The 24790-nt window shown below is 34.5% G+C and carries 21 protein-coding genes; 4 read left to right on the top strand and 17 right to left on the bottom strand.

Annotated elements, in window-relative coordinates; all coding sequences use genetic code 11:
- Positions 1-20: 20 nt before the first annotated feature.
- The 6 genes from CXF67_RS16205 to CXF67_RS16180 all read right to left on the bottom strand — a co-directional run bounded on the left by CXF67_RS16205 (position 21) and on the right by CXF67_RS16180 (position 11037).
- The gene (locus CXF67_RS16205; RefSeq protein WP_102089688.1) at positions 21-713 is read right to left on the bottom strand and encodes a LysE family translocator; all 693 of its coding nucleotides are present in this window, start codon (positions 711-713) and stop codon (positions 21-23) included.
- A gap of 43 nt (positions 714-756) precedes the next feature.
- Positions 757-2451, bottom strand: a complete 1695-nt coding sequence (recJ, locus tag CXF67_RS16200) for a single-stranded-DNA-specific exonuclease RecJ (RefSeq protein WP_102089687.1) — start codon at positions 2449-2451, stop codon at positions 757-759.
- 12 nt (positions 2452-2463) lie between these two features.
- Complete coding sequence (locus tag CXF67_RS16195) at positions 2464-5166, bottom strand: PD-(D/E)XK nuclease family protein (RefSeq protein WP_102089686.1); 2703 nt, start codon at positions 5164-5166, stop codon at positions 2464-2466.
- 61 nt (positions 5167-5227) lie between these two features.
- Positions 5228-6601: an OmpA family protein gene (locus tag CXF67_RS16190; RefSeq protein ID WP_102089685.1), complete on the bottom strand. Its 1374-nt coding sequence runs from the start codon at positions 6599-6601 to the stop codon at positions 5228-5230.
- A gap of 73 nt (positions 6602-6674) precedes the next feature.
- The gene (kbl, locus tag CXF67_RS16185; RefSeq protein ID WP_102089684.1) at positions 6675-7877 is read right to left on the bottom strand and encodes a glycine C-acetyltransferase; all 1203 of its coding nucleotides are present in this window, start codon (positions 7875-7877) and stop codon (positions 6675-6677) included.
- Positions 7878-7899: 22 nt separating this feature from the next.
- Complete coding sequence (locus CXF67_RS16180) at positions 7900-11037, bottom strand: UvrD-helicase domain-containing protein (RefSeq protein WP_180957995.1); 3138 nt, start codon at positions 11035-11037, stop codon at positions 7900-7902.
- A gap of 213 nt (positions 11038-11250) precedes the next feature.
- Here CXF67_RS16180 and CXF67_RS16175 point away from each other — a divergent pair, with 213 nt between their 5' ends.
- Positions 11251-11859: a superoxide dismutase gene (locus CXF67_RS16175; protein ID WP_102089682.1), complete on the top strand. Its 609-nt coding sequence runs from the start codon at positions 11251-11253 to the stop codon at positions 11857-11859.
- A gap of 63 nt (positions 11860-11922) precedes the next feature.
- Here CXF67_RS16175 and CXF67_RS16170 read toward each other — a convergent pair whose 3' ends face one another.
- From CXF67_RS16170 to CXF67_RS16160, 3 genes are all read right to left on the bottom strand, one after another.
- Positions 11923-12960: a glycosyltransferase family 9 protein gene (locus tag CXF67_RS16170; protein WP_102089681.1), complete on the bottom strand. Its 1038-nt coding sequence runs from the start codon at positions 12958-12960 to the stop codon at positions 11923-11925.
- A gap of 1 nt (position 12961) precedes the next feature.
- Positions 12962-13570 (bottom strand): DUF4254 domain-containing protein, encoded by a 609-nt coding sequence (locus CXF67_RS16165; RefSeq protein WP_102089680.1) that lies wholly within the window; start codon positions 13568-13570, stop codon positions 12962-12964.
- Between the two features lie 76 nt (positions 13571-13646).
- Positions 13647-14573 (bottom strand): DUF6427 family protein, encoded by a 927-nt coding sequence (locus tag CXF67_RS16160; RefSeq protein ID WP_102089679.1) that lies wholly within the window; start codon positions 14571-14573, stop codon positions 13647-13649.
- A 46-nt stretch (positions 14574-14619) separates the two neighbouring features.
- Between CXF67_RS16160 and CXF67_RS16155 the strand changes: the two genes are divergently transcribed.
- On the top strand, positions 14620-14868 hold the full coding sequence (locus CXF67_RS16155; protein ID WP_102089678.1) for a DUF6341 family protein: 249 nt from the start codon (positions 14620-14622) through the stop codon (positions 14866-14868).
- Here the strand turns inward: CXF67_RS16155 and purD are convergent.
- Complete coding sequence (purD, locus tag CXF67_RS16150) at positions 14860-16143, bottom strand: phosphoribosylamine--glycine ligase (RefSeq protein WP_102089677.1); 1284 nt, start codon at positions 16141-16143, stop codon at positions 14860-14862. The genes CXF67_RS16155 and purD overlap by 9 nt on opposite strands.
- 370 nt (positions 16144-16513) lie before the next feature.
- On the opposite strand from purD, the gene pdeM reads away from it, so the two are divergent.
- A complete protein-coding gene (gene pdeM / locus CXF67_RS16145) occupies positions 16514-17143 on the top strand; it encodes a ligase-associated DNA damage response endonuclease PdeM (RefSeq protein ID WP_102089676.1) in 630 nt (209 codons plus the stop codon).
- Between the two features lie 2 nt (positions 17144-17145).
- Here pdeM and CXF67_RS16140 read toward each other — a convergent pair whose 3' ends face one another.
- From CXF67_RS16140 to CXF67_RS16130, 3 genes are all read right to left on the bottom strand, one after another.
- Positions 17146-17799 carry an HD domain-containing protein gene (locus CXF67_RS16140; protein ID WP_102089675.1) on the bottom strand — a complete coding sequence of 218 codons (654 nt, stop codon included), beginning with the start codon at positions 17797-17799 and terminating at the stop codon, positions 17146-17148.
- A 10-nt stretch (positions 17800-17809) separates the two neighbouring features.
- Positions 17810-18547, bottom strand: coding sequence for a lysophospholipid acyltransferase family protein (locus CXF67_RS16135; protein WP_102089674.1), 738 nt, complete (start codon positions 18545-18547; stop codon positions 17810-17812).
- Positions 18548-18680: 133 nt separating this feature from the next.
- Entirely contained in the window at positions 18681-19091 is a 411-nt protein-coding gene (locus CXF67_RS16130; protein WP_102089673.1) for a BrxA/BrxB family bacilliredoxin, read from the bottom strand.
- A gap of 148 nt (positions 19092-19239) precedes the next feature.
- On the opposite strand from CXF67_RS16130, the gene CXF67_RS16125 reads away from it, so the two are divergent.
- Positions 19240-20016 carry a TerB family tellurite resistance protein gene (locus CXF67_RS16125; RefSeq protein ID WP_102089741.1) on the top strand — a complete coding sequence of 259 codons (777 nt, stop codon included), beginning with the start codon at positions 19240-19242 and terminating at the stop codon, positions 20014-20016.
- Positions 20017-20018: 2 nt separating this feature from the next.
- Here CXF67_RS16125 and CXF67_RS18985 read toward each other — a convergent pair whose 3' ends face one another.
- The 4 genes from CXF67_RS18985 to gdhA form a co-directional block, all read right to left on the bottom strand.
- Positions 20019-20174, bottom strand: a complete 156-nt coding sequence (locus CXF67_RS18985; RefSeq protein ID WP_257984729.1) for a hypothetical protein — start codon at positions 20172-20174, stop codon at positions 20019-20021.
- Between the two features lie 5 nt (positions 20175-20179).
- The gene (gene recO, locus CXF67_RS16120) at positions 20180-20737 is read right to left on the bottom strand and encodes a DNA repair protein RecO (RefSeq protein ID WP_257984728.1); all 558 of its coding nucleotides are present in this window, start codon (positions 20735-20737) and stop codon (positions 20180-20182) included.
- Between the two features lie 7 nt (positions 20738-20744).
- Positions 20745-23036, bottom strand: a complete 2292-nt coding sequence (porZ, locus tag CXF67_RS16115; RefSeq protein ID WP_102089672.1) for a type IX secretion system anionic LPS delivery protein PorZ — start codon at positions 23034-23036, stop codon at positions 20745-20747.
- Positions 23037-23159: 123 nt separating this feature from the next.
- Complete coding sequence (gene gdhA / locus CXF67_RS16110) at positions 23160-24509, bottom strand: NADP-specific glutamate dehydrogenase (RefSeq protein ID WP_102089671.1); 1350 nt, start codon at positions 24507-24509, stop codon at positions 23160-23162.
- Positions 24510-24790 lie beyond the last annotated feature (281 nt).

Here is a 24790-nt window from a genome sequence, read left to right as displayed (position 1 = left end):
AATAGTGGGCTTTTTTACATCTAAAGGTTATCGACCTTGTAAGAAACATTTTCTAAATCTTTTTCAATCTTTTCTATCTCCTTTGGAATGAGACCTCTCAGAATCAAAATCAATCCAAATATGATTAACAGAAAACTGATTCCCTTTTTAAATAATGTGATTCGCCTAGGAGTAAGTTTATTATTCAGTTTTTTAGCTAGTAGTATTTTTAAGACATCAACGAGTAAATACGTCACAATTATACTTGTAAAGAAAATAACTAGTCTTGATGCTTTCATTTCTAAAGAGGGGCCGAATATGATAAGTAGTCCTAGCCAAAATCCTAAAACCCCTATGTTGATAAAATTAATCAAAAACCCTTTAGCGACAATTCCAAGGTAGTCTTTGCGCTTCAGCTTTTGGACTTCAAAATCGGCATTGGTATAGGTGGCATTTTTAGCTTTTATGTAAGCGATAAGACCGTAAATAGTTAATACACCTCCTCCAAATATAAACAGGCCAGGGTCATCTTTTATGCTGCGAAGTAATTGATTTGTGCTAAAATAAGCGATAAATATAAAAACAATATCTGCAAGTATAACACCTATATCAAAGGTGAAAGCGGCTTTAAAGCCCCTTATGGCTGCAGTCTCTAAAAGAATAAAAAAAGCAGGACCAACCATGAAGGCTAAAAAAACCCCCAAAGGGATTCCTGAAAGTATATCTTGCAACATTTAGTTAGATCTATAAAGTTATTTCAAAGTTAGTAAATTGCTGCTAACTTGGTTTTTTTATATCCTTTAGATTCAGTTGTAATGTGACGTTTCCATCCCACTCATTCTCTTCTATAGTATATACAATATCAAACTTTTCATCTTCTTTCATCAGATCTTTTTTATCTCCCAGTCCAAACCCTATCGCTGTAAACACAGTTTCGCTTTGCGTTAAATTGGTTTTTAGATGTAGGCCGTCTTCTCCCAAGGTCTTTACAAAACCTGTTGTTGATACATTTCTAGACACAAAAGTGGGTTTCATATTTCTTGGTCCAAAAGGGGCAAACTGCTTGAGGATTCTTATAAGTTTAGGAGTAATATCTTTAAAAGTGATTTCAGAATCATATAAAATTTCTGGAATTAGAAGCTGAGGATCTATAGTTGATTTAACGACATCTTCAAATTTTCTTTTAAAATTTTCAAAATGTTTCTCTTCCAAAGTTAAACCAGCAGCATACTTATGTCCACCAAACTGCTCAATAAACTCAGATGAGCTTTCTAAAGCATCATAAACATCGAAACCTTTTACAGATCTAGCGGAGGCCGCTAACTTTTCTCCACTTTTTGTGAATACTAATGTAGGCCTGTAATAAGTTTCAGTGAGCCTTGAAGCGACGATACCAATCACTCCTTTGTGCCAATGAGGTTGATAAACGACTGTGGTACTTCTTCCTTCTTCCTTTTGCTCCTTAATCATATCGAGAGCCTCTTTGGTAATCGACTTGTCTGTCTCTTTGCGGTTAGAGTTGTATAACTCAATGTCTTTAGCCAAGACTTTCACTTTTTCGTAATCGGTTTCACACAGGAGTTCTGTAGCTAAAAGACCGTGCTTCATCCTTCCTGCAGCATTTATGCGAGGACCAATCATAAAAACAACATCGGTAATAGTCAGTTCTCTTTTCTTTGTGTTTTCTAAAATAGCTTTAAAAGCAGGGCGTTTTCTTGAGTTAATGAGTTTTAGTCCAAAATGAGCGAGGACTCTGTTCTCTCCAGTTATGGGGACAATATCAGAACCTATTGCCGTAGCCACAAGATCCAAATAAGTATAGATTTCTTGTTGTGGTCTATCGAGCTTCGTTTGTAGAGCCTGGACGAGTTTAAAGCCTACTCCGCAACCGCATAATTCATCGAAAGGATAGTGACAATCAGTTTGTTTTGGATCCAATACAGCTATAGCATCTGGAATACTTACTCCTGGTCTATGGTGGTCACAGATAATGAAATTTACGCCTATCGATTTCGCATAATCAATTTTATCAATAGCTTTTATACCGCAGTCTAAGGCAATGATTAGGTCTATTCCTTGTGCTTTGGCACAATCGATTCCTTGATATGAAATACCATAACCCTCATCGTATCTATCTGGTATATAGCTAACGACATCAAACCCTAACTTTTTGAGATAAGTAGTCATTAAAGCCACGCTAGTAGTCCCATCCACATCGTAGTCACCAAATACCATAACAGGTTTATTGCTTTCTAAGGTTTCTAAAATATGTGAAGTTGCTTTTTCCATGCCTTTCATTAGAAAGGGATCGTGGAGATCGTCCAAACTAGGTCTAAAAAAGGTTTTGGCTTTTTCAAAAGTTTCGACGCCTCTTTTAATGAGAAGTTCTGCTATGGGCAGACTTACACCAATAGCTTTCTGAAGGTGTTCAGCTTTTTGAATATCAGCTTCTTGAGTTACAGTCCAACGCATGATAGATTTCGATTAAACAAGTTTTTCTTTAAATGGGATTTCTGGATCTAAGATCTCCAAAATTAAAGATTTTAATTGAATTTTAAAATCTGGAAGAAGTGCTTTCAAGTTTAAATTTGTTTTGGTTTGAGAACACGTCATAAATCCGGATTTTAAATTCCTTAACGAAATGATTCCTGCCATTCCATTTTCTCCCAAGTCTTCTTCTTTCAGTAAAGAATAAAACAAGACTTGAAAGGCTTTAGAATATTTATAGTCCTCTATAAAATCAGTCCAATTTTCAGCAATTTTCAGATCATTACTCACAACTCTCCCCGTTTTATAATCGATAATTCTCAGTTGGTTGTTGCACAAATCTATTCTATCTACCGTTCCTTTCAATTTAATCGAAAAATCGATATCGTCAATAGTAATTGATTTTTCAGCTATATTCTCTAGTTCTAAAATTACTACTTGATTTGACTTTACAACCTCTTTTTCTTGAACTAAAAAACGCTTGATTTGTTGTTTAGCAATTTTAAAATCAATTAGATTTTTGCCATTTTGGAGAGCTTCTTTAGGAAACTTCTTTTCAAATAAAGTCTTGATAACGTTAGGGTATTCTTTAAGCATCCAGTCAATATCACTAGAGTCGAGGAGCTTACCCTTATAATTGCTATATAAAAAATCCAGACAATCATGAATAACAGTTCCATGTGCCCTGAAAGAAATATCTTCTTCGATATGGTCTACTTCTTTAATGTCCAAAACATACCTGCGATAAAAGTCAATGGGATTCCTGATGTAAGCCGCAAGCGCAGATGGAGAAATGCCATATTGAAAAAGTGACTCCAATTTTTCTATCATTGGAGGCGTTTTACGAACCTCTTTCAGAATGGTTTTCCTTTGCTGTGTGTTGGAAACTGCAGTGTGGTTCTTCACCGAATGTTGAGGGGCTTTAAAAATCTCCAATTGGGTCAGAAACCGACTTTTTTCCGCTTTTTCAATTCCTGAAGTTGCATTATTATAAATAAAGTGACAGTGACTAGAGCGTTGTATAAGCCTAAAAAAGTGGTAAGCATAAATAGCATCTTTTTCTTTGTAAGTAGGGAGGTTGTAAGCCTTTTTCAGATCAAATGGAATAAAGCTATTTTGAGATTTTCCAGAAGGTAAAACACCTTCATTTAAAGAGGTAATAATAACGTTTTTGAAATCTAATACTCGACTTTCCAGCATTCCCATTATTTGCAGCCCCTCGTATGGCGACCCTTCAAAATCTAGGGTTTCAGAAGACAATATGTCCATATAAATGAGGTGAAATACCTTGAAGTCTTTGACTAACTCTGAAGACTCCATCAAATTCTTTAATTTTGTAAAAAGTTTTTTAAACCCAAATAGATATTCCAGTTGAAGGACATCAGAGGAAAAATTTGGTTTCAAAATCTCAATGATTTTTAGGCAATTTGTAAGAAATTCATCAACAGAGCAATCTTTTATGAAAATACTAAGTTTGAAAATCAGTATCAAATCAGAATCAAAAGACCAGCAAGATTTTAAAAAGTCCTCTTTAGATTGAAAAATAATGTTGTTTTTATGTATTCGGGTCTCAATAGATCGGAGCTCTTTTTGATATGATTTTCTAAGGACAGGATGTCCACTTAGCTCCAACAGCGTTTTAAAATATAATCGATCTTCGTTTTGGGACCTTATTTTGAATAAGACTTCAAAAAAGGATACCATATTGGTCTGGTGTAATGGCAATCCCATGGTGACGTTCACTTTTTTTATATTGTCTGGGAGTGAATTGAGGATAGGTTGTAATAATGTTTCATCTCCTAAAATCAAAGCGGTTTCATTAAGCTCACCTTCACTCATTTTGGATAGAAGGTCACCTACAAGTTTTGCTTGTCCTATTTTTTTAGGAACTCCATAGACATTTATTTCTTTTTTATTTAGGTAGGAATTAGTTGAGGGCACCAAGCTTTCACGAGAATAGTAGGGCCACGTTTTTGAATAGTGTCTTAGAAACATGCCAGCAATGTGGTTATCATAAAGATAATTGTCGATATCCCAAAAAACCTTTCCCCTATTTTGGTCAATAATAGTTTGAAAGATGACTTCTTCGCAGGTATTTAGGGCGTTGAAGCCTAGTAAATAAAAGTTCCTTGAAGAGTTTTTGGAATAAGCTTCGATGTTTTTGACAGCTTCAAGATAGGCCATACCTTGGTAGGCCTTATTTTTTGATTTTAAGTTAGCCTTTAATTCATGGTAATACTTAGGTAATCTCTCCCAAAATTCAATATAATTTTCGACCAAATCTGTTTTCACATCGGACTTTGACCAATGTTCAATATCTTTTATAGCTTTAATATTACCAAAAAACTGATTTGCATCTATTTGATAGCGGTCTATTTCATTAAAATCTTGGATGATAGATTGACCCCAATTGTAAACGTGATCTATGGGTTCTTGGTGGTTTGGGTCTGTACAGTCTTTATAGACGTTATAAAATTCAAATAAAGTTTCCAAGTTGTTGATCAGTTGTACTTCAGAAACATCTTCGATGAATTCTTCAATACTTTGAATTGGTGGAACAATAAAGCTTTCGCCTTGATTTCTCTGCAACAATTCTTTTGAAAAGGCTTGCGCAGCCCTTCGGCTGGGTAGGACAAACCGGCAATGATCTAAGTTGACATCCTTTAATTGAGAAACCACGTGAGCTATAAAACTTTCCATAGGTTAAAAATAAAAAAACACCCCATATTGGGGTGTTTTAAAAATTATATTTTGAAATAAATTACTTCTTCAAGTTAATTTCAACTCTTCTGTTTTCTGCTCTACCCGCTTTAGTATCATTACTCTCAACAGGTTTTTGTTCTCCAAAACCTGCAGATGATAATCTAAATTCATCTACACCATTTTTAACAAGGTAAGATTTCACAGAAAGAGCTCTAGCTTCAGAAAGACTTTCGTTGTTTTTAGCACTACCTACACTATCAGTATGTCCTTCCACTGTAAATTTAGCATTAGGAAATTCGTCAAGAATTGATATGATAGCAGCTAAAGCTTTTTCAGAATCTTTAGAAATTGTTGTTTTACCAGTTTCGAAATTGATGGTTTTAGCATACTCATTCAATTCTTTTTGAATTTCTTCAGTAACTTCTGGACAACCATTATTTGCTTCAGTACCAGCCACATCTGGACACATATCATCTTTGTCTAATACACCGTCTCCGTCTGTATCAGGATAAGGACATCCGTTGTTTGCTTTTGGTCCAGCTTCATTTGGACAGTCATCATTTTTATTGGCTATTCCATCGTTATCTGCATCTGGACATCCATTTAAAGCTTCAGTACCCGCTTCGTTTGGACAATCATCATTTGGATCTGCAATACCGTCACTATCAGAATCTGCACAACCGTCAAATTCTTCTAATCCAGCAGTATCAGGACATTTATCGTCCTTATCAGTAATACCATCACCATCAGAATCTGGACAGCCGTTAAATTCAGCTAAACCTGGTACATCTGGGCACATGTCGTTTTTATCGTAAACACCGTCTCCGTCAGAATCCGTTCCACCAAATGCAATAGTTAAACCAGCAGAATGCTGGAAATAATCGAAATTATCATCTTCAAAAGCTGTTTTGAAAGATGATTTTACAGTGAATGCGACATTATCTGTAAACCAAAAATTGATACCTAAATCAGTATCAAACGTGGAGGCTCCATTATCCTCCATCCAATAATATCCAGCACCAACTCCTAAAAAAGGATCAATAACAGATGTGTTTAGAAGGTTTTTAAAATTATATTGAACACCAGCACCTAAATTATAAAAACTTAAGTCATCGGTAGAGATAGTTCCTAACTGATCAATTTGATTAAGGGATCCACTTAGTTTAGCAGAGAATCCATCACCAACATATCTTTGAATCTCGAGGTAAGATACCGATGGTAAGAAATTCCAATTATCGCTAGCATTAAAATATTCACTAAACAGGCTTCCACTTGACATTTCGTCTGGTATAAAGCCATTATCAGCAGCATAAAAATCCACTGCATTAGTTCCGATAACAACAGCCCAGGGGTTATTTTCATCTTGTGCTTGTGTACTAAACACGCCTAAAGAAAGTGCAAGTACCAAAAAAAGTTTGTTCAATTTTTTCATGTTTTTTTTAGTTTTAGTTTATTTTAAAATATAACAATAATTAACAAATGTAAAATTAAAATTTCTAAAAGCATTAACTTTCAATAACTTTTAAATGCTTACCTACTCTTATAAAGGCATCAATAGCTTTATCAAGTTGTTTTTGATCATGTGCAGCAGATAACTGGACACGTATTCTAGCTTTTCCTTTAGGGACAACTGGATAGAAAAATCCAATGACATAGATACCTTCTTCCAGAAGCATAGCAGCCATTTCTTGGGCTAATTTAGCATCATAAAGCATAACAGGAACGATAGCAGATTCTCCATCAATAATGTCAAATCCTGCATTTTTCATATGGGTTTTGAAATAAGATGTGTTTTCTGTGAGTTTTTTTCTTAAAGTGTTGTCATTTTTGAGAATATCAAAAACTTTTATAGAAGCTCCTACTATTGATGGCGCCAAAGAATTTGAAAATAAATAAGGACGGGATCTCTGTCTTAAAAGATCAATAACTTCTTTTTTACCAGTTGTATAACCACCCATAGCACCCCCTAAAGCCTTACCTAAGGTTCCTGTTATAATATCGACACGACCCAAAACCCCTTTTTCTTCTAAGGTTCCAATTCCCTTATCGCCTATAAAACCAGTAGCATGGCATTCGTCGATCATAACCAATGATTCATATTTATCTGCTAAATCACAAATTTTATCTAAAGGAGCAACTAAGCCATCCATAGAAAAGACACCGTCGGTTGCGATTAATATATGTCTAGCCCCCTCATTTTTGGCTTTTTGTAATTGTAGCTCTAGATCTTCCATGTCCCCATTTTGATATCGATATCTAGCAGCCTTACATAACCTCACTCCATCAATAACTGAAGCATGATTGAGCGAATCTGAAATGATTGCATCTTCTTTGGTCAGTAAGGGCTCAAAAACACCTCCGTTTGCATCGAAACAGGCCGCGTAGAGGATGGTGTCTTCAGTTCCATAAAATCCAGCGATTTCATGTTCCAGAGTTTTGTGTATGTCTTGAGTTCCACAAATAAACCTTACACTAGACATCCCAAAACCATGGGTGTCTAATGTGTCTTTTGCAGCTTTAATCACGTCTGGATGAGAAGATAAGCCTAAGTAGTTATTTGAACAAAAATTTAAAACGCTTTTACCAGAATCTAAAGTGATTTCCGCTCCTTGTGGAGAAGTGATAATACGTTCTTTTTTATAAAGCCCATCATCTTTTATATTTTGTATTTCATCTGTAAGTTGATGTTTTAGTTTATTTGAATACATATATTTTCATTTTATTGCAAATTTAAACAAACTTTACTTCAATGGATTCATTTAGATAAACGAGCAGTTTATTCTTAACATTATATTTTAAAGCTATCAAAGATTCAGCATACTTATTGATCTGATTAATATGTTGATTTGATGTTTTTCCAGTTTTATAATCGATCAGAACAGCATTTCCTCCTTTAATGTTCACCCTATCGGGTCTTAAAAGTTGATTTTTAAAAAAAACATCTTTCTCATTCCATATTTCATAGCCGTTGGAGAAGTAATCCTTGAGTTCATTATGTGTGACTATATTATTAAGTAATTTTCTATAAATACCTAGTTTCTCCTCTTCAAAAAATCCATTGGCATAATGCCATTCTAATGATGCATTAATATCGCTTGGAACATGTATTTTGGATAAAAGGGAATGGATTAAATTTCCTTTTTGAAGGGCATCTGTAAGATCTTCATTCCATAGTTTTCCAGCAGTTGTTACAAGATTTAGACTTAGGCTTGGGGAAGGAGAATGAAATTTAAAGCTGATGTTCTCTACTTCAGAAACTTGCCCTTTTTTAGGCAGAGTACTTTTACCCCATTCATATTCAATTAAGACCTTAATGGTTTCACCTTTAGATTCTAGGTAACTCATAAGTAATCCTGAGTAAGTATTAGGTTTTATCTTTCCACTCTTATCTCTATCATCTTCCGAAAGGATAAACAACTCTGACGCAGCTCGGGTCAAAGCCACATAAAGAATATTTATGTTTTCCATTTCTAATCCGTTTACTAAGTTGAGATAGCTGTCTGTATAATCAGGGTTATCTATATCTCTTCCAGGCTTAGTGATAAGAGCAAATGGGATTTGGAATTTTTCTGGTAGTTTTACCCAAAGATGACTTGTCCCCGTATAATCTATCTGTTGTTTAGCATAAGGGAAAATTACAACTGGAAATTGAAGTCCCTTACTTTTATGAATGGTCATGATTTGTACAGCATTTTCACTTTCTGTGCTCACGATGCTTTTACTGTTACCTTGGTTTGACCAATAGTCTAGAAAAGCATTTAGATTTCCATTCTGCTTTTGCGTGAATTCAAAAACTTCATCAAGAAAAAATTGGAGATATGCACTTGCAAATTTTTGAATTTGAAACCTGTGGATAAGATATTCTACAGCATCATAAAAGGGTAGGGTATGGAAGTGTTTGGAGTTAAAGGTGAAGCCGAACCGTTTTAAATTTTCCCAGAAGACATCTTCTCCTTTATGGAGTGTGGTTCTTAAAATAGTAAAATGCTCCTCTTCTGAAAATGATAACCTTGTCAAGATTTTCTCTAGAACCTCTGCTTTAGACAGCTCGTCTTTATCATCATTTAAAACATGTAGAAGAGCTAAAACAAACTGAACTTGATCGTCTGATTTAATCAGTAAAGTTTCAGAAGAAATTATTGGAATATTCTGCTGATTTAAATATTCTGCAATCGCAATACCTTCAGATTTTTGTCGAATTAAAATACAAATGTCACCTAGTGGAAAACCTTGTTCTTTCTTTTGAAGTATTATTTTTAGAATTTCTTCTGGATATACTTCGGCTCTTTCTTCATTGCTTGAGGCTTCTAAAAATCTAAGATTAACATATCCTTCTTCCGTTTTATGCCTCTTTTGTTTTAAGTGTTTTTCGCTAAACAAAATCTTTAGCTTTTCATCATTAAGCTGATGGCCAACAAATTCAAAAAAATCATTATTGAAAGAAACAATAGCCTTACTACTCCTAAAGTTACTGCTTAAGGTTTCCACACTTTGTTTTGTGGAGAATGGGGAATCACCTTGAGAAAGATCTATAAATTGATGAGCATCTCCACCTCGCCAAGCGTAGATGGATTGCTTGGCATCCCCAACAAGGGTTAAGGTGCCAGGTTTTTCGTCATCAAATAAAGCAGAAAGGGCATTTGCTGTTAATGGAATCAAATTATTCCACTGCAGCCTCGAGGTATCTTGAAACTCATCTATAAAAAAATGCTGAAATTTCTCTCCTAAGCGTTCAAAAATAAAAGGGGCGGGTTGCTTCTTTATTTCCTCACTTATTTTTTTGTTAAAATCTGAAATAAGCATGATATTTTGCTCCTTTTTGAGGAGTTCCATTTCCCCCTTAACGGCACCTAGTAAAGATAGTTGAGTGATGTTTCGGTGTACTTTCTCGTATAGTTTCTTATTGGAATAAAGAGATTTAACCGCTTCAAATTTTTCTACTATAATGCTTTTCATAGAAAATACCCTACTTTTTATTTCATCGTTAAGCTTTTTGGTGACATAGGTCTCTTCATCTTCTAGTGTGTTTTGCCATTGTGCAGAAAAAGTAAGCGTAGCGGTATCTTCGGTAAGCTTTTTAAAAAATTTTGGAATATAACCACCTTTGAAATCTTTTGCCTCTAGTCCATTATCCTGCATTCCGTTTAGAAAGGCGTTTCCGATAGAAAGCAGATGTTCATCGATCGACAAAACTTCTTTTTTAAGCTTAGTTTTAAGCTGTTTAAAGTCCTTCAGACTGTAATCTTTTAAAATAGCAATATAGGCTTCGTCTTTTTCACTTAGGAGAAGACTTGAAGCATTGATAATATCTAAAGTTATATTTCCGCTTTTATCATCTTCCACTTTTTCTGCAGCAAAATCAATGAGAACATCGGTTAGCTCTTCCTCTTTCCCTGCCTTTTCAACAACTCGTTCTACAGCCAGTTCCAAAACTTGCTTGGTATCCATTTCTATATCAAAATTCATAGATAGGCCTAAGTCTTTCGCGAAAGTTCTTATAATTCTATGCGTAAAAGCATCAATAGTAGAAACTTCAAAAGCGGCATAATTATTTAGAATTGCCTCAAGGACTCTTTTAGATTTCTTCTGAATTTGCTCTTTGGTTAAGCCCGTGCTTTTATGAACTAATAGGAGCATAGGATCTTTTTTCAAGGAGGTCTTACCTTCAGAAAAACTCACGAGATACTCCAAAATTCTAGATTTCATTTCTCCAACGGCTTTATTGGTAAAAGTGATGGCCAAAATATTTTGAAAGCTACTATTTTTAGGAGAAGAAAGAAGCAAGTTTAGGTAGCGCTCTGCTAATTTGAAGGTTTTACCAGATCCTGCAGAAGCATTATAAATGCTAAAATTCGACGTTGTCAACATCATTTAAATTTTAAGGGAAGGTATTAAATTTGATTTAAAAATCTTAAACCCTTTTTAATATTTCATTGAGAGTTTAATTTTCCTGAGGCTTGATCTGAGATTCTGAATTTAGGGTGTATAATCTGTTTTAAGTAAATAATAACATCAAAAAAAGTAAAAACAAAGTCTTAATACTTACTTTTGATTGTAATATATTAACAAAAAAATAAGATTATGGCTTTTGAATTACCAAAATTAGATTACGCTCATGACGCACTTGAGCCACATATTGACGCAAAAACGATGGAAATTCATCATGGTAAGCACCATGCTGGATACACCCAAAAATTAAATACTGCTTTAGAAGGTTCAGATTTGGGTGGCAAAACTATTGAAAACATACTTATTAATCTAGACCTATCTAATAATGCGGTGAGAAATAATGCAGGAGGTTTTTATAATCACAGTTTATTTTGGAAAGTAATGTCTCCAAAAGGTGGTGGAAAACCATCTGGAGAATTAGCAAAAGCTATCGATGAATCTTTTGGATCTTTCGATTCTTTTAAAGATGCTTTCTCTACAGCTGCTGCAGGACAATTTGGTTCTGGATGGGCTTGGTTAACCGTTCATAACGGTGGTAAGGTAGAGGTTTGCTCTACAGCAAATCAAGACAACCCGTTGATGCCTAACGTAGGCGAAGGGGGAACCCCTATTTTAGGATTGGATGTTTGGGAACACGCTTACTATTTAAATTATCAAAATAGAAGACCGGACTACATTAATGCATTTTTTAATGTCATCAACTGGGAAGAAGTTTCAAAACGCTATTCAGAAAATAAATAAGTCTTACAACTATTTATTAAAAAAGCTGCTTACATCTGTAAGCAGCTTTTTTGTTTTAATAGCCTAGTCTAAATAAGGTTTTAGTTTTTGAAAGACCTCATTAGGAGTGATGTCGTGCATGACCTTCTTATAAGCGGTTACTTTTTTATTCCCATAAACGGAAGTTGGTAACAAAGGATATTTTTTTAAATCGGGCAATAATTGTTGATCTTCAGTTTGTCCATAGGGGGCAAACCCTGTATGAGGATGAGTTGCGCCCCACAAAGTGATAACATCTACTCCAAACATAGCTGCCAAATGTCCATTTCCACTATCCATAGACAGCATAACTTCTAAATTTGAAATGAGCTGTAATTCTTCAGGAAAACTAAACTTCCCCGCGATAGAACAACATTTCTTAAAATCTTTAGCGAGAGATTCCAAGCGTTTTCTTTCTTTTGACCCACCACCGAATAACAAAACTTGCACCCCTTTTTCATTCAATTTTGTAATGACCTGCTTCATGAGCTTTAAAGGGTATTGTTTTGGAGAATGTGCTGCAAACGGCGCAATACCAATCCATTTCTGAGAGGTGTCTAGTTCCTTAGAGGAAGACATAGCTTTAGAAAGAACGAGTCTTTGCTTCTTTATTTGAAAAGTTTTATCCAGAGGCAAATTTAGCTTTTTGAATACCTCTGCATAACGTCTGTGTGTTGATTTCAGTGGCCTAAAAATTTTATTATCTGCGCGTGTTAAAGCTTTTTTCTCTGCTCGACCTTTGTATATCCTGTAGTAGTCATGCCCTTTAATTTTTAAAAAACCACATAAAATGCGAGACCTTAAAACATTGTGCAAATCTGCAATAGAATCAAATTCTAAATGATGAAGGCTTTTCGCTAATACCCAAAGTCCAGAAATCCCTTTATGTTTGGTTTTCACTTCTGCTTTTACCACCTGCACCCTATCTAAATGCTCAAAAATAGAGGCGAAAAATGGTTTTGTAAGAACAGTGATTTTTAATTTTGGATACGTTTCTAGTAGCTGTGTTAAGACTGGCACAGTCATAGCCGCATCTCCCATAGCAGATAAGCGTATAACTAGGATGTGTCTTGGGTGTTTCATGTTAGCGCTTACTTCTCAAGACTGGATTCATTTCATCGTCATTGTACATCTTCATTTGCTTGTAGACCTTCATATACTTATCGCCTACTTTTATGTCCTCCAAAAGTTGATCTATAGAAAGCGACAGATTTTTTCTCTGCTCCAATAAAACATCAAGTTTTGATTTACATGCCATTTGATGTTTTACGGAAGCATCAGTTCTGTTAGCCTCCTCATTCATATGGTAAATCTTTAAGGCCAAAATAGAAAGCCTGTCAATTCCCCAGGCTGGACTTTCAGTATTGATTTTGGCATCGGGTTTAGGTTCTAGATCATCAAATAAATTCAAAAAATAACTGTCCACATATTCTACGGTGTCAGTTCTATCTTGGTTGGAAGCATCTATTTTTCTTTTAAGAATTAAAGCCTTTTCAGGAGAAATATTAGGGTCTCTTATTAAATCTTCATAATGCCATTGGACCGTGTCTATCCAGCATTTTCTATATAGCAAGTGTTCTATAAGAGAGTCTTTTCTGTCGAATGGGTTAGCGAATTCTTGATGGACTTCATCTTTAATGTGATAATTTTCAATAACTTGATTGAATATTCTATTTGCTTTTTCTGAAAACATAAGATGAATTTTTATTAATTCAGGCTAATATACCAAGTGTTTTTAAAACAAGCTTACTTAAACGTTTTAGACTCAATTAAATTATGGCAGAAAAAACTATACCACCAAGTATAAGAGCATAAAAAACTTCTTTGATCCACTTTTTGGTAGAGTTTAGTTGGAAGTAATTCCCTATTAAAATAGATAAAGGAAAAATAAGATAAATAATATCCACAGAAATTGAAGTCTCGTTAAGTAAAAGTACTGCAAGAGAGACAACCAAGAAAACTAATATGAGGCTTATACTTTCGCTTACATGGAGTTTTGAGCGACTGTAAATCTTCGGAAATTGAATAACAATCCATAATAACAACAACAGAGACAAGCTTAATAAAAAACTGTATTTAAAATTGGTGAAGGGGTTTTCTATACTACTAAAACGAGGTAGATAAATGGAGTAGTTTAAGAAGCTATTTTCTACTATTAGAATAAAAGAGGTATACATTACAAAAGCTACAAGAATACCGAACAAAGGTATGATGAAGTGTCTATAATTTTGTGAGGCATACATGATGACTCCGAAATAGATGAAAATTAAAAATAAGAGATGAAAAGGGTCAAAGAGAATTGAAATCATCAATAAAAATCCAGAGTCAAAAATCTTTTGTTTTACATTTTTATTTGTTCTTAAACTTAAAATTTTTCTCATCGATAGGAGTAAAAATAAATAGCTTAAAATAAACTCGGAAGATCTCAACAATTCAGGGAAGGCAATGCTTAAAAAGACAAAGATCGACACTGCATAGGTGTTTGATTTATGGATCTTATTGCGTTTTACCATAAAGTTGAGCAGAAAAATGATGAACAAAAAAACGGCTAATAGACCTATTTTATTAAGGATGAAGCTCGTGCTCACTTCTACAGATTTCGATAGAAAATTTTCAATAAAAAAAGCCACAGTAAACAAGATGCTAATAATAGTAAAAGCAATGGGTTTTGAATGACTAAAAAACCTTGTTAGCATAGTCTAATTTGTTACTTTTGTAAAGTAAATATAATATACCACAGACATGAAGGATTTTTTTGAAAGTATTGCAAGTTTATTTCAAGATGTGTTGTTTTTACCTTACCACGCTCTTAGAGAATTACAGGAAGATTCTTGGTGGGCCGCTAATGGATTGAACTTTTTCTTCATATTCATCGTTTTTGTTGCTTTTCTTTATTGGATGAAACAACTAAAAAATGCTGATGATAATCATAAAGAAGACAAAAGCGTTAAGGCTCATTCATTTTTAGGAAAGGATGCGGAATTAGACTAAGTCTTGTCCAAGATCTCTTCTGAAATATTTTTTATCGAAGTTGATGTTTTCTACATTTTTATAGGCTGTTTGTAAAGCGTCATGAAAATTATCATCAAACGCAGTAACTGCCAATACACGACCACCGTTAGTTATAACTTGGTCGTTTTTGTTTTTGGTACCAGCATGACAAATAAATAGATCGTCTGTATTTTTAATATTTTCTAGACCGGTTATAATTTTCCCTTTCTCATAGGACTCTGGGTACCCTCCGGACACCAACATCACTGTCGAAGCATATTTAGGATCTATTTCTAACTCTATTTCAGAAATAGATCCTTCGCAGGTTTTTGAAAGTAGGTCAAGTAAGTCGTTTTTAATTCTTGGGATGACAACTTCGGTCTCTGGATCACCTAACCTTACATTGTATTCTACAACGAAGGGTTTATCTCCAACTTTCATTAATCCTATAAATAAGAAGCCTATATAGTTTATATTTTCTTTATATAAGCCGTCTATACTAGGTTTTACGACTTCTTCATCCACTTTTTTCATAAAAGCTTCATCAGCAAATGGAACAGGAGAAATGGCACCCATACCTCCCGTGTTTAATCCAGTGTCTCCTTCTCCTATGCGTTTATAATCTTTGGCATTGGGAAGTGTGAGGTAATGTTTACCATCTGTTAATACAAAAACACTCAGTTCTATTCCTTTTAAAAATTCTTCTATGACTACCTTTTCCGAAGCTTTACCAAACTTGTTGTTGGTCAACATGTTTTCAAGTTCCTCTTGAGCCTCTTTAAGGCTATTTAATATAAGGACTCCTTTTCCTCCTGCAAGTCCATCTGCTTTTAGCACATAAGGAGATTGCATGGTTGTTAAAAACACTTTACCAGCTTCCAAGCTGTCTTTGTCAAAACTTTGGTAGGCTGCCGTTGGTACATTATGGGCTTTCATAAACTCCTTTGCGCGTTTTTTACTTCCCTCAAGTAAAGCTCCATATTTAGAAGGGCCAACAATTTTTAAATTGGAAAACTCACTTTTATCGTCAAAATAATCTTTAATCCCTTCAACTAAGGGAGCTTCAGGGCCAACTATTAACATATCGATTTGGTGCTTTTTCACAGCTAGGGCTATCTCCTGAAAATTGAGAATATCCAATTCGAGATTTATAGAACATTGTGCGGTTCCAGCATTACCGGGAGCAACATATAAACTTTTACAAGAAGAGCTTTGTGCTATTTTATAAGCTAAGGTGTGTTCACGGCCACCGCTACCAAGGATTAAAACATTCATGAGTTTATAAACTAAAATTATGTTTCAAAAGTAAATGTTTGTAAATTGCTTGACTAATTAAAAGCATCGAAATTTCTGTGAATAGATTCAAAAAGTTATTAGGTTTAAAAGGCCTTCTCATCCAGAAAGCTAAAAAGGAACAGGAGTCAATTTTAAATAGTTATCTAGACTATATCCATAGTAAACGCATGGAAACTTTCAATTATCATTTGGAGCCTATTAGAACTTAGGTTTATTTTATAAAAAAACATCAAGTCAGTTTTTGGGATCGAATTTATGTGATGATAAATACCGGTTTACAGAAATATTTTTATCAGACCGATTAAGTAAAACCTAAAGAACTACTCATTAAAATAATAAATACGATACAGTGAAGCTTACTTACGGCAATTCTCAGTTTATTATGCATTCCAGTGGAAGCTTGTATTGGCCTTCCAAGAAAGTCCTTCTTATTGCAGATGTTCATTTTGGAAAGATCGACCATTTTCGTAAAAATGGAAGTGCCCTACCAAATGAAGTCAGTCTAGAAAATTTTAAAAAATTAGATCGGGTGATTGACGAATTTCAACCGAAAGGCGTCATTTTTTTAGGAGATTTATTCCATTCTACTCAGAACAGAGATTGGGATAGATTTACTGCTTGGGTAAAGGAGCAAAGCATAAAGATGACATTGATCGTGGGTAACCACGATATTATCCCTTTATACTATTTTGAAGATTTAGGTATTAAGGTTGCCTTGTCTTTAAACATAGACACCTTATTTCTGTCTCATCATCCAGAGAAAAAGCTAGGGTTTTGGAATATATGTGGACATATACATCCTGGTTATAGATTAAGAGGTGAAGGAAAGCAACAGCTAAAATTATCTTGTTTTTATAAAAAAGAATACCAATTGATTTTACCAGCCTTCGGAGCTTTTACAGGTCATTTTTTGATTGAGCCTGAAGAAAATGAAGATGTTTTTGTGCTTGCAGAAAATGAGGTGTTATCGCTTAGATAACATTAGAGCTCACCATGCCATTCTCTATAAAACTGATCTAGATAGCTAACCATATAATTATGCCGCTTTTCAGCAATTGCTTTTGCGGAATTGGTATTCATCTTGTCTTTAAGCAATAATAATTTCTCATAAAAATGATTGATGGTTGGTGAATTAGATTTCTTATAGTCTTTCTTGCTTTGCTGGGGATGAGCAGGAACGCTGGGATCGTAAATGGGATTGTTTTTGAATCCACCAAAATTAAAAGTTCTTGCAATGCCTATTGCTCCAAGAGCATCCAATCGATCTGCATCCTGGACAATTTCAAGTTCCTTAGAATGGAAGTCACTATGCGAATGTCCTCCTTTATAGGAGACATTTTCTATAATCTTTATAACATGCTCTAGATCTTTTTGCTCTATAGGTTGAGTCTCTAAGAATGCCCGAGCCTTTTGCGGTCCTATTTTTTCATCTCCTCCATGAAATTTTGAATCTGCAATGTCATGGAGTAAGCTGGCGACTTCTACAATAAATGAGTTCGCAGTTTCAGATTTTAAAATGTGTTTCGCATTCGTATAAACTCGTAAAATATGAAACCAATCATGACCACCTTCAGCCTCTTTAAGACTGTCTTGAACAAAGTTTTTGGTATTGGAAATAACGAGTACGTCTGACATAAATTGAAATCTAATTTTTTTGGACTTGACCGGATATTTGTTCTTCTAAAAGTTCAATTAACTCTGGAATTTTAAAATTCTTGGCCTCATGAGGTTTTAGGACTTCAAGTTTTAAAAATACGCCAACACCTAAAGGGAACATACCTTGATGCTGAAGTTTCCATGAGTTGTTTACACAAACTGGAACGACTATAGCTTCTGGACAAGCCTCTAATAAAGCGATAAGACCTTTGCTTGCAAATTTTTTGATTTGCCCTGTTTTGCTTCGGGTACCTTCAGGAAAGATGACAGCAGATCGCTTGGTTTCTGATATATATTTTCCTAGTTTTTTGATTTCTCCTAAAGCTTGCGCAGCATTTTTTCTATCTATTAGGACAGAACCTCCATGTCTTAAATTATAAGAAATTGAGGGAACACCTTTAGCCAATTCTTTTTTACTGATGAACTTGGGATGTAGTTTTCTCATGTACCAAATAAGTGGAGGAAGATCAAACATGCTTTGGTGATTACAAACAATAATATGTGGGCGGTCTGTTTCAAATGTAAAGCTATTATTATACTGAAAGCGCGTCCCCACAATATTTAAACAACGCAAAAGGAAAAAGTTTAAAATATCTACACTTTTTTTATGGGCTTGATAACCAAAGGCATTAAACGCAATCCATTGGTAAGCGTGAAAAACTAAAAGTGTAAAACCGAAAAATAAATAGAATATAATTGAAAGACTATATGAGAAGACTTTTTTCATCAATTGAATGCTGTAATGAATAAATCTTAAAATTACGATTTACCTATAAATATCTGGCTAAACTAAATTTAAAATTCAGCTATAAAAAAAAGCCACTTTCAATGAAAATGGCTTTTTAAAAATTTGATTGTTTTTAACAATGCTTATTGTAGGCATCCATAAGATTATCTGCAATCAATTCTGCAGGTCTACCTTCGATATGATGTCTTTCTAGCATGTGAACGAGCTCTCCGTTTTTGAAAAGTGCCATAGAGGGGGAACTTGGAGGGAACGGTACCATTTTAGATCTTGCTTCATCTGTCGCTTCTTTATCTACGCCTGCGAAAACAGTAACGAGATGATCTGGAAATTTAGAATTTTTTAAAGATTTTATAGCTCCAGGTCTAGCATTTGCCGCTGCACATCCGCAAACTGAATTGACCACAACCAAGGTTGTTCCTTCTTTGGCTATAGCTACATCAACATCAGCTTTGCTTCTTAATTCATTAAAACCTACAGCGGTAAGTTCTTGCTGCATTGGTCTTACTAATTCTGGTGGATACATATGCTTAATTTTAATTTATATTCATTTTAAATACAAATGTATAAAAAAAGTCTTCTATCTCTATTGGTCTTAACATAATGATTTCAATTCTATTAGTGACCGTTTAATCTATCTTAAAAACACTAACTTTTTAGAGATAAATTCAATGATGATTTTATATTTGTATTCTAAATTCTATAGTTTGAAGTGGATAGGTGCCATTCTTGGCTTTTTTTACATGCGTTTTGGAGGTGCTATCTTGGGCTTCATCATCGGTTCTATTTTAGATAGAATTTTTTCGAGCTCTTCAAAAGGCGGAAGCGGAGGCTTTGGAAAAATATTTCAAGAACAAAAGGGAGAAGTCTCCTCTGGTGATTTTGAACTTAATCTACTCTCTTTGGCTTCTTTAGTCATAAAAGCAGATGGCAAAGTTACTCAAAAGGAAATGGATTATGTAAGGTTGTATTTTGTTCAAGCTTATGGAAAGGAAAGAGCCAATGCAACGTTTAGAACCTTTAATGATGTCATTAAAGACAGGGAGATTTCCGTCCCTAGAATTTGTGAATACCTTAGACCAAGAGTTCGTTATGAGGTTAGGCTTCAAATTCTTCATTTTCTTTTTAATATCTCCAATGCAGATGGACATGTCTCTGAGTCCGAACTACAAGTACTGCTTTCTATTTCTCAAAATCTTCGGGTAGCTAATTCAGATTTTGAAAGCATAAAAGCCATGTTCTTCAAATCTGCGGACAATGCTTATAAAATATTAGAAATTGAGAAATCCGCTTCAGATTCTGAGCTAAAGAAAGCTTACAGAACTATGGCCAAGAAATACCATCCAGATAAGTTACAACACATGGACCAGGCCTATCAAAAGGGTGCTCAAGAAAAATTCAATAAGGTTCAAGAAGCCTACGAACAAATTCAGAAAGAAAGAGGCTTATAGTTTTAAAAGAGTTGTTGTAAAATTTCAAGAGATTTAGGCTTTCTAAACCCTTGCAACTGTAATTCATAATAGAGCATCATAAAGTCCAGAAAACTCTTTCTTCTCTCTTGGTTTAGTTTTAAATTTTCAGTTTCTCCATAGTTTTCGAGTTTTATCAATTCTTTTAATAAAACTGAATTTGTATTATTGAAAGAGTACTTATTATATTCTTTAAGCTGAAAACACCATTTAACATATCGAAATAGGGAAAGGCTTCACTGCTTTGATCTGGAGAAAATCCTAAAAAACTAGTTAGTTTCACTATAAAATGTAGGTGAAAATTTTTAATAGAATCTACTTGATCTAGATAGATAAGACTCTCCTTTAGAAACTTGAACAAGCTTTCATTTTTTTCCTCTTCCTGGATACTGCTTTTTAAAACTTCAGCCAGAAACATCACAATGGTAGATTTGAAAATATCAGTATGTAAAGTTTGTAAAGGATAATCTACTCTTACTTCTTTTAAATATTGTAAATTTTTGTTTTCTTTATAGGTAGCTTCAATTTCTAAGAGAGTCAATGGCTGAAATAAAGAGACTCTCATCCTTCCTTTTTTCGATTTCCGAATCCCTTTCAGCATAAAGGAAACTACTCCCTTTTCAAGCGTAAAACATTTTACAATTAAATCTGCCTCCCCAAATTTTACATTTGAAATAACAATGGCTTTTGTTTTAAGTTGCATTTTTAGGCTATCGTATAATCATTATTTTCCCAACCTTCGTTTCAATTTGATCTTCACCTGTCACTACAATAAAGTAAACGCCTGATGCGACTTTATGCTTTCCAAAAGCTCTAGTATCCCATTGAAGAGATCCACCATCAACAAACTCTTCAAACACTAGATTACCACTAACATCTGTAATTTTAACATTAGCTCCATTAGTAAGTCCGTCTATAGTGACAAGTCCAGTGTAGTTGGGTCTCACAGGGTTAGGATATGCTCTTAAGTTTTCTAGAGTTTTATTTCCTGAGGTAACTCGGCTAGAATAAGATAATAACCCACTCGGAGTACCAAAGAAAACTTCACCTGTAGCTTGATTAATCTCTACCGTTCTAACGCTATTGGTAGGAAGTGGAGAATTTTCAACATTAAAGATATTTAAAATGTCCTGACCGTTTGCAGAAACTTGAAATACTCCTGAATCTGCCGTAGAAATCCATTTGTTGTTAGCGCCATCTGTAGTAATATCTGTAATAAACTGCTCAAAAAGTAACTCTTGTGGTAGGCCATCTACATCTTCTATGATAATTGGGGAGACGCTTACATTTTGACTTTCGTTAAAAATAGCAGTTGGATTCGACATCACCCTTAGGCCTGCTTGAGTGCCAATCCATAAACGAGAATTTTCGTCTATTTCTAAAGCTGTAATATTAGGATTAGCATTGAAGGTGTCAGGAAATTCCACGCCTTGTATATTACTAGAAATTAAAGCCGAGGTTCCTGTACTTGCACTGTAAGCGACTACTCCATCTCCAAGGGTTCCTATAAAAATATTGTTATTGTTATCGATGACCATTTTTGAAGATGAGGTTTCTGTTGGATTTAAGTAACCGTTCGACATGTCGATATTTTCAAATTCCCCATTAGCATTTAAGCGTTTGAGCTGGTTTTCTGCAATTGAATTGGTAAAGTATAAACGACCTTGGGTGTCAAAAACACTAGCACCTATCCTATTGTCGTTGAGGTTGCCAGGAACTCCTTCAATACTACTGTTGGAAGAATCATATTGTTGGATAAGTTCATTATTTTCAATCTCTAAAAGCCCATCGAAGAAGCTGCCTACAAACACACGATTGGGATTCGACGGGTCTATAGTGACATTAGAAAGCTCTCTTGCATTATTTAAATTCTCCACATCAATATTTATCCATTCTCCTTCTGTAAGGTGGCTAAGGCCTCTAGAATTTAAAGGGAAAGGGTTTAAAAACTGATCAAATTCCCCAAATGTGATCCAAAGGTCGCTAGACGATGCTTCCAGACTGAAAATCCTATTTAATAAAGGTCCAGCTGGACTCAATTCTGAAAATGTAGTTGTAGTAGAGTTCTGAAGATTGAGAAGACCTAGACTCCTATGCCCCAAAAAATATTGTCCATTACTTGATACCGATGTGTTTATGGAAAACTCTGTATTTTGAAGTTGGTCTATAAAAGCTTCCATATTAAGTTCAGAATTAAAAGCCGATACTTGATTGGCAGCGGTGATAACAAGTTGGTCTCCACTTACGTTAAAGCCAGTAACGTTCGAACCTACAGCTTCAAAAATTGAAGCAGTTCCATTTTCTAATGTGGAAATTGTGTTGTTATTTCTCAATCCAAAAATAGTATTAGAAAAATTTAAAATACCTTTCCAATTCCCTGTATATTCAGTTTGCCAAGCCTCAAAATCTATTAAATTGGGATTTGTAATATCTGCAGATTTAATGCCTTCTAGACTTGTGGCTGCATAAATTTTCTCCCCTAAAATGGTAATCTGATTGATTTGAATTTGGCTTCCATTTTCTCCTATAAAAAAAGAGTCTCCAAACTCTAGATTTTGAAGACTGTATTCAGCAATCCCAAAATCGGTAGACATATATAACTTGCCTTCAAATTCAAAAAAATTGTTGATGCGTTTATTGTTTGGCGATATAGAAATTTTATCTCTAATATCAACCACCGAAAATATATTTTGGTTGTTATCCATTACAATTTGAATAAGACCATCCTCATAACCTATACAGGTTAAGCCATAGTTTTTTGAATGGTATATTTTAGAGATTTTATTACCTGATAAGCCTTCTATTGAGGTGACTGTTTGGATGCTTTGAGTAGGGATGTCGTAAATGAAATAGGCGTTCTCTGCAGCAGCATAAACCTTGTTATCGCTTTCATCTAGATCTGTAATATTGTAATAAGAAAAGTAACCTTTCCACCGATCGGAAAAGTCTTGGCTTAAAACAATGGAGGGGAAAATAAGAAAGATTAAAACAAAATTCTTCATTGATATAAAATCTAGGGCTTTAAAACTTATAAAAAGGTGAATTTATTGTAAAAAAATCAGTTCTTAATAAAAAAGCCAGTTGAAGTTATCTCGAACTGGCTTAATAGTATAAAAATTTTTAGATTATACGGCTCCTTGTGCAATCATAGCATCAGCTATTTTCACAAAACCAGCGATATTTGCACCTTTTACATAGTTGATTTGTGCATCGTCGCTTTCGCCATATTTTACGCAAGCCTCATGAATATCACTCATGATTTGCTTGAGCTTAGCATCTACTTCTTCCGCACTCCAATTGTAACGCATTGAGTTTTGAGACATTTCTAAACCAGAAACTGAAACACCCCCAGCGTTGGATGCTTTACCTGGAGCAAAAATGACGCCTTCCTTATGGAAATGCTCTACAGCTTCGGGCGTACATGGCATATTCGCACCTTCAGTTACTGCTTTTATTTTTTTGTTAACAAGCTTGAAAGCGTCGTCTTCATTCAATTCATTTTGGGTTGCACATGGTAAGGCGACATCAATTTGAGCAGCGACATCCCATGGTTTTTTACCTTCAAAAAATTGAACATGATCAAACTCATCAGCCATTTCATCAATACGACCACGTCTCTCATTTTTGAGATCTTGGAGGTAATCAAATTCCTTGGAGTGGAAACCATTTTCGCTATAAACATAGCCAGTTGAATCTGATAATGTTACAACAATAGCACCTAATTGAATGGCCTTTTGAAAAGCATACTGAGCTACATTACCTGAACCAGAAATAGCTATTTTTTTACCTTTTAAATCATCATTTTTACGATTGAGCATTTCTTGGGTAAAGTAAACAACACCATAGCCAGTGGCTTCTGGACGTATAAGAGATCCCCCAAAAGAGGGGCCTTTACCAGTTAAAATGCCAGTAAATTCATTTTGAATGCGTTTGTACTGGCCAAAAAGATAACCAATTTCTCTGCCACCAACACCCATATCTCCTGCAGGCACATCTGTATTGTTACCGATATGTCTGTACAATTCTGTCATAAAGCTTTGGCAGAAACGCATAACTTCATTGTCTGATTTTCCTTTAGGGTCAAAATCAGATCCACCTTTACCGCCTCCCATAGGTAGTGTAGTAAGGCTGTTTTTAAAGACTTGTTCAAAAGCTAGAAACTTTAAAATACTTAAATTTACAGAAGGGTGAAATCTAAGTCCTCCTTTGTAAGGTCCTATAGCAGAGTTCATTTGGACTCTGAAGCCTCTATTAACTTGAATGTCTCCTTGGTCATCTATCCAAGTTACTCTAAACATGATTACCCGTTCTGGCTCGACCATTCGCTCTAGAAGCTTATGGTTTTTATATTTAGGATTATCTTCCATAAAAGGAATAATAGTTTCTGCAACTTCGTGGACTGCTTGTAAAAATTCAGGTTGGTTTGAATTTCTTTGAGATACAGTATTTAAAAATTCTTTGAGTTCTTTATTCATTTTGTTATTCTTATTATAAAGATGATTTTTTAATAGTTCCGCAAAGATATAATTTCGATTTTAGAGATAACATAAAAATTGATTAATATTTGTTTGATTTCTAAGAGCTTACAACTCTTATTTTAAACTTTTTTATCATTTTAGTCTTGTTTTTTCATTACTGTTTGTAACAGATCTTTATAAATCAAAATCAAACGTTATCCTATCACGGTCTTTCCAGTGTTTCCAATCTCAGGAACCTCGGAATTTCATACTCAAGTCTATCATGAAGTTGTCATCAT

This window comes from Psychroflexus sp. MES1-P1E, from assembly GCF_002836055.1.
Lineage (GTDB): Bacteria > Bacteroidota > Bacteroidia > Flavobacteriales > Flavobacteriaceae > Psychroflexus.
This window is presented reverse-complemented; position numbering and strand designations above follow the sequence as displayed.